This window comes from Glaciimonas sp. GG7 (assembly GCF_052976905.1).
The window spans coordinates 1-6,371 of the sequence record NZ_JBRIIQ010000152.1 but is presented as its reverse complement, the minus strand read 5'-3'; the positions used below and the strand labels follow the sequence as shown (position 1 = coordinate 6,371).

6 protein-coding genes and 1 pseudogene are annotated in these 6,371 nt (G+C 54.0%); all 7 read left to right on the top strand.

Features of this window, described 5'->3' with window-relative positions; translation table 11 throughout:
• A partial coding sequence (locus ACVBEF_RS20070) for an ApeI family dehydratase (RefSeq protein WP_447125683.1) occupies positions 1-1,091 on the top strand: 1,091 nt, incomplete at its 5' end.
• On the top strand, positions 1,084-1,869 hold the full coding sequence (locus ACVBEF_RS20065) for a glycosyltransferase family 2 protein (protein WP_447125682.1): 786 nt from the start codon (positions 1,084-1,086) through the stop codon (positions 1,867-1,869). The genes ACVBEF_RS20070 and ACVBEF_RS20065, both read left to right, overlap by 8 nt.
• Positions 1,866-2,834 carry an LpxL/LpxP family acyltransferase gene (locus ACVBEF_RS20060; RefSeq protein ID WP_447125681.1) on the top strand — a complete coding sequence of 323 codons (969 nt, stop codon included), beginning with the start codon at positions 1,866-1,868 and terminating at the stop codon, positions 2,832-2,834. The genes ACVBEF_RS20065 and ACVBEF_RS20060 overlap by 4 nt, the downstream gene beginning before the upstream one ends.
• Entirely contained in the window at positions 2,821-4,392 is a 1,572-nt protein-coding gene (locus ACVBEF_RS20055) for an HAL/PAL/TAL family ammonia-lyase (RefSeq protein WP_447125680.1), read from the top strand. Before ACVBEF_RS20060 ends, ACVBEF_RS20055 begins: the two co-directional genes overlap by 14 nt.
• Complete coding sequence (locus ACVBEF_RS20050) at positions 4,382-4,810, top strand: acyl-CoA thioesterase (protein ID WP_447125679.1); 429 nt, start codon at positions 4,382-4,384, stop codon at positions 4,808-4,810. The genes ACVBEF_RS20055 and ACVBEF_RS20050 overlap by 11 nt, the downstream gene beginning before the upstream one ends.
• Entirely contained in the window at positions 4,807-5,412 is a 606-nt protein-coding gene (locus tag ACVBEF_RS20045) for an outer membrane lipoprotein carrier protein LolA (protein WP_447125678.1), read from the top strand. Before ACVBEF_RS20050 ends, ACVBEF_RS20045 begins: the two co-directional genes overlap by 4 nt.
• Positions 5,405-6,371: pseudogene (locus ACVBEF_RS20040) on the top strand (MMPL family transporter); the annotation flags it as partial. The gene ACVBEF_RS20045 and the pseudogene ACVBEF_RS20040, both read left to right, overlap by 8 nt.

Genomic DNA, 6,371 nt, shown 5'->3' with positions numbered 1-6,371 from the left:
ATCATCAGAAACGTGGCGCTACGCCGCAGTGGAGCGGGTTGATAGTCGAGGAAGTAGCGCAGGAGGCGGGACGTTTGCTGGGCCGCATACCGATCGAGGTCTACGGCAGTTCTGAGACTGGCGGCATCGGCTGGCGTGAGCGTGTGTTTAGCGCGGGCACGGTGGACGAAAGCTGGACCGTGATGCCGACGATTACCTGGCGTATCGCATCTGTTACAGGCAATGATGGCGTCCTTGAAATTTGTTCGCCGCATTTGCCGGATGGTGATTGGCACACACTGGCGGATCAGGCGCAAGCGATTGATGCTACGCATTTCTTGTTAAAGGGTCGGTTTGATCGGATCGTTAAAGTCGAAGAAAAACGGATTTCGCTCGATGCGATTGAGACGCAGTTGAAGGCTTCTGTATTGGTCATCGATGCGCGGGTTGTATTGCTCGACGATAGTGCAAATCAGCGTCGTCAGCAGATCGCTGCCTGCATTGTTTTATCCGATGCAGGCCGTTTGGTACTTGCCGAGCAGGGCAAGCTGAGGTTAAACCGGCAACTACGTGATGGGATCGCGCATGCCATTGAGCCGATTGCACAGCCGCGTAGCTGGCGTTATCTCGACGCGTTGCCTGTCAATACTCAAGGAAAAACGACGCACGCTGCGCTATTGTCCATTTTTGCCGATGGATTCAATCCGATGTATCTGTCGGTGATGCCGGCAAAAAACCATATAGCGACGCCGCCAGTGACGAAGCCGCACAAACGTGTGTTGGAAATCAATAGGGCACAATCTCGCGTAGTGCTGGAACTGACAGTGCCGCGTGCATTGTTGTATTTCAAAGGGCATTTTGAGGCCGCGCCCATTTTGCCCGGCGTGGTGCAGGTTGATTGGGCGATAGCGTATGGTCGTGAATACTTTCCGTTAGCGCCGCATTTTGTGAGTATGCACACCCTGAAGTTTCAACGGGTGGTGATGCCAGAGTCCGTGCTGCAACTTGCGTTGCAACACGATAGTCAAAAATCGTCGCTGACGTTTCGGATAACGTCAGCCGCAGGTCAGCACGCAAGCGGGCGGATCGTGTTTGGGAGCGCTGATGGATAATCAAGAAACCGATACAAGCAAGACTACTTTTCATCCTTGCGCGGTGATTCCGGTTTATAACCATGAACATGCAATCCGGGGCGTGGTGGAGGCGATTTTGGCAATCGATTTGCCGTGCATATTGGTTGATGACGGTAGCTCTGCGGTATGCGCCAGAGCGCTCGAAGCGCTCGTTGCCGAACACCCGCAAATCATACTGCTGCGTCATGCATCTAATCGCGGCAAGGGTGGCGCGGTATTGACCGGAATGCTTCATGCATCGCAATCAGGTTATAGCCATGCGCTGCAAATTGATGCCGATGGACAGCATTGCGCCGATGATATTCCGCGTTTTCTGGCCTTGGCCGACGCGTGGCCAACGGCAGTCATTAGTGGTTATCCACAGTACGACGAGAGCGTGCCGAAGGTGCGTTTGTATGGACGCTATCTGACGCATATCTGGGTCTGGATTAATACCTTATCGTTTGATATCAAGGATTCGATGTGCGGCTTTCGGGTCTATCCATTGCCGCCGTTTGTGGCATTGGCCAGGCGCAGAGTACTCGGTCAGCGAATGGATTTCGATACCGACGTCATTGTGCGGCTGTATTGGGCTGGCCTGCAGGTCATCAATTTTCCAACCAGAGTGCACTATCCGACGGATGGTGTTTCGCACTTTCATTTGGTGTCCGACAATCTACTCATTGCACGTATGCATGCAACATTGTTTGTCGGTATGTTGCTACGTTCGCCGTTATTGCTGCTGCGCAAGCTCTTAAGATTGCGGAGTGAGGAATGATTGTTCCGCCACGACATTGGGCGCAGATGAACGAAGCCGGTTTTGTGGCTGGTATGCGCCTGATGTTCTGGTTGTATCGGATCGCTGGTCGTTTGCCGTTTCGGTTGCTGCTCTATCCGATACTTGGCTGGTATCTGGCAACCAAGCCGACCGCACGTCACGCTTCGCAAGCGTATTTACGGCGTGTTCGCACAATTTGTCTGGCAGAAAACATGGCGCCACCGCGTGCAGATCTTCTCGGTGTATTGCAGCATTTCCGCGCATTCGCTGAAAGTATTTTGGACAAAATGCTGCTTTGGGGCGGTTTGCTCAAGACGCAAAACGTCAGCCTCACTGGTCAAGAACACATTTTGGCCAATATCGCAGCCAAACGCGGTGGTCTGTTGATTTGCGCGCATCTTGGCAATCTTGAGTTATGCCGCGTGCTGTCGCGGCAATGCAGCGGTTTGCGTATCACTGTGCTGGTGCATACCAAACATGCAAAGGCGTTTAACCGCTTGTTAGCGCAACTTGATCCGGACAGCCAGTTAAACCTGATGCAGGTAACCGAGCTGACGCCTGCCATGGCGATGCGCCTGGCGGAAAAGGTGGCGCGGGGCGAGTTTGTGGCTATTGCCGGGGATCGTATTCCAGTCTCATCGCAGCCGCGGGTGGCGTCGGCACCATTTCTGGGCGCGTCTGCTCCCTTTCCGATTGGTCCTTATGTGCTGGCAAGTGTGCTGCAATGCCCGGTGTATTTGTTGTTTTCGTTGACGATGGATAGCACAGAGCGTCGTTCAGAATGTCATTTTGAGTTGTTTCGCGAAACGGTTTTTTTGCCGCGCAAACAGCGTGCGCAAGCGCTTGATGAATTGGCTGCGGCATACGCGGAGGGGCTTCAGAAGTTTTGTCTGAGAGCACCGTTGCAATGGTTTAATTTTTACGATTTTTGGTATTTATCCGGATACAGCAATGAGCACCATTAAGCGCAACACAGCGGACGATCCTGTTCCCCATCTTGTTTGTTTTGATCAGGGACGATTGACGATAGAAGACATCGTCGCCATCGCCTCTGCAGCGGCGCAAGTGACGCTGTCTGCCGCTCCATTATTCCGTGCGGCGATTACGCGGGGGGCGGATTTTCTGGACCGCTTGCTGCGCGAGGATGGCACGATTTATGGCGTGACCACTGGCTATGGCGATTCTTGTACGGTCATTGTCCCACCTGAACTGATTCCGGAATTGCCGCACCATTTATACACCTACCACGGCTGTGGGCTGGGCGAGCACTTTACGCCAGCCCAGACACGGGCGATTCTGGCTGTGCGGTTGGCGTCACTGTGCAAAGGATATTCCGGCGTTAGCGTTGGTTTACTGGAGCAGATAGCGCGGTTGTTGAAAGAAGATGTATTGCCGCTGATTCCGGCGGAGGGATCGGTTGGCGCTTCCGGCGATTTGACGCCCTTGTCGTATCTGGCGGCCGTGCTGTGCGGCGAGCGTGAAGTCTGGCGCGATGGGCTTAAAGTTTCTGCCGCTGAGGCATTACAAGAGGCGGGCATGACGCCGTTGCGGTTACGGCCCAAAGAAGGTCTGGCGATCATGAACGGCACTGCCGTGATGACGGCGCTGGCCTGTCTGGCTTACGACCGCGCCGCTTATCTGGTCCGTATCGCAACCCGCATTACGGCGATGGCGAGCTTTGCGCTCGATGGTAATGCGCATCATTTTGATGAGGCGCTGTTTGCAGTCAAACCGCATGCAGGGCAACAACAAGTCGCGGCCTGGCTGCGCGAAGATTTACCCGCGCCAGATGCACCGCGTAATGAAAAACGCTTGCAGGATCGATATTCGATACGCTGCGCGCCGCATGTGATTGGCGTGCTGGCCGATGCGTTGACGTGGATGCGGCAATCGATTGAGAACGAACTCAATAGCGCTAACGATAATCCGATTATCGATGCCGAGAATGAGCGTGTGCTGCACGGCGGTCATTTTTATGGCGGTCATATAGCCTTTGCGATGGATAGCATGAAAAATGCGGTTGCCAATGTGGCCGATTTGCTGGACCGGCAAATGGCATTGCTAGTTGATAGTCGTTATAACCATGGGCTGCCGCCTAATCTTTCTGGCGCAGAGGGTCCGCGCGCCAGTATTAATCACGGTTTAAAAGCACTGCAAATCAGCGCCTCAGCCTGGACCGCAGAGGCGCTCAAACTGACGATGCCAGCGTCGGTATTTTCACGCTCTACCGAATGTCACAATCAGGATAAAGTCAGCATGGGGACGATTGCTGCACGCGATTGCTTGCGGGTGTTGCAGCTCACTGAGCAAGTCACGGCGGCGCTGTTAATTAGTGTGCGACAGGGCGTCTGGTTGCGGTGCCGGGTCGATGCAAGCGCGCAGCCGCAACAAAATGTGCAGACGATGCTTGATGCGCTGGGCAAGGATATTGCCGTGATTGAGGAAGATCGCATGCTGGAGCCGGATTTGCGGCTGTTGCTTGAACGTATTGAGACTAAGGCTTGGAACCTGTATGCAGAATAAAGAGAGCCGTTGGTCGGTTGAAATTGCGTTGCAAATACAGTTTTACGATCTCGATCCGATGGAGATAGTCTGGCACGGCAATTACGTTAAATATCTGGAACAAGCGCGTTGCGCGTTGCTCGATTCGATCGGCTATAACTACCCGGATATGCAGGCTTCTGGCTACGCGTGGCCGGTGATTGATCTGCATCTGCGCTACGTGAAACCGGCCACATTCGGTCAGCATATTACTGTGCGGGCCAGTATTGTTGCGTGGGAAAACTCTCTCAAGATCGACTATCTGATCACCGATAAACTCAGCAGTGAACGTCTGACCAAGGGCACGACCACGCAAGTTGCGGTGGATATCGTGACGCGTGAAATGTGTTTTGCGTCGCCCGCTGTGTTATTTCAAAAACTGGGAATTGCTGCACTATGAAGCGTTTATTGATAGCCGTATTGACCGTGCTTTTGTGTGCGGCTGCACAAGCCGCTGCGCCGGTGGAAAAAATTCAAGCAATGCTGGCCAAGCCGCCGGTATTGTGTGGCCGCTTCGATCAAATCAAGCAGCTCATGGGGATGAAAAAGCCGCTGCTCTCGAATGGCCGTTTTTGCGTGGTCAGTGGCAAGGGTGTGCTGTGGCAGACCTTGCAGCCGTTTCCGAATACGTTACGTTTGAAGCGCGATGAGATTGTACAAATGCAGGGCGACCGGATTGCCATGCGCTTAGATGCTAAGCAAGAGCCGGTGGTGCGGATGATTAATAGCGTTTTGTTTTCATTGCTGGCGGGTGATCTGAGTCAGTTGTCTTCGTTGTTTGAGATGGATGGCAGTATTGATGGCAATAGCTGGAAAGTTGCGCTCAAAGCACGTGAACCGGCGCTGGCTAAAGCGATCGGCACGCTGGGCTTAAGCGGTGGCGTATACGTCAAAACCGTGACTATTAACGAGGCCAGTGGTGACCATACCGAGATTGTGTTCTCTGCGTTACAGAGCGGTGCTAACGCCATGACTGCCGACGAAGGGGCATCGCTTGACTAACAATAGTTGGCCCAGGCGATTAGCGCTGATCTGGCTGCTGGTGGTGGGGCTGATATTGGGTCACAACGCCTATCTTTGGCTGGTGCAGAAGATCGTGCCGGATACCGATATTCTGGCCTTGTTGCCGGTGGAGCAGCGCGATCCGGTGTTGCAGCAAGCGTTCACCCATATGGTGGATTCTGCTCAGCAACGCTTGATTGTGTTGGTTGGTGCGGAGGATTGGGCGCAGGCAAAAACGGCTGCCGACGCTTATTCTGCGGTGCTGATGCAGCATCCCGACATGTTTACCTTGAGTGCGACTATGTCGGACCAGACTCAGACCGACTGGCTAGGGCCATCCCAACAAAACCGACTCAGTTTGCTGACCGCAGAGCAGCAAACATTGTTGCGAGAAAAGCCGCCCGGCTATTGGGTAGAGACCGCGTTGCAACAGTTATACAGTCCGTTTTCCGGTCCTAAACTGGGCGCTTGGCAGGATGATCCGTTTGGATTGTTTACCGGTTGGGTGCAGATGCGTGCGCAGGAAACCCCGGTCAGGCCGCGTGATGGGCATTTGTTTGTTGCAGCCAATGGCCGTCAGTATGCGATGTTGTTGCTGACGTTACGGCAACCGGCGTTTTCGATGGCGACGCAGCAAGTGGTGTTGCCGTTGCTGAAAACTGCCGCCGATGCTGCCCGGCAAGTTTTTCCCAAGGTCGAGATTATTAGCGCCGGGGTGGTGTTGCATGCAGGCGCGGCCAGTGCGCAGGCCAGCGGTGAAATGTCGACGATCGGTATCGGTTCATTGCTGGGGATTGTGCTGCTGATGTGGCTGACATTTGGCGCGTTGCGGCCTATCGGTTTGATCGTGCTGTCGATTGCGATTGGTTGTTTGGGTGCGTTTTCGATTTGCTGGCTGATTTTTGGGCGCGTGCATTTGCTGACCTTGGTGTTTGGGGCTAGCTTGATTGGGGTGGCGC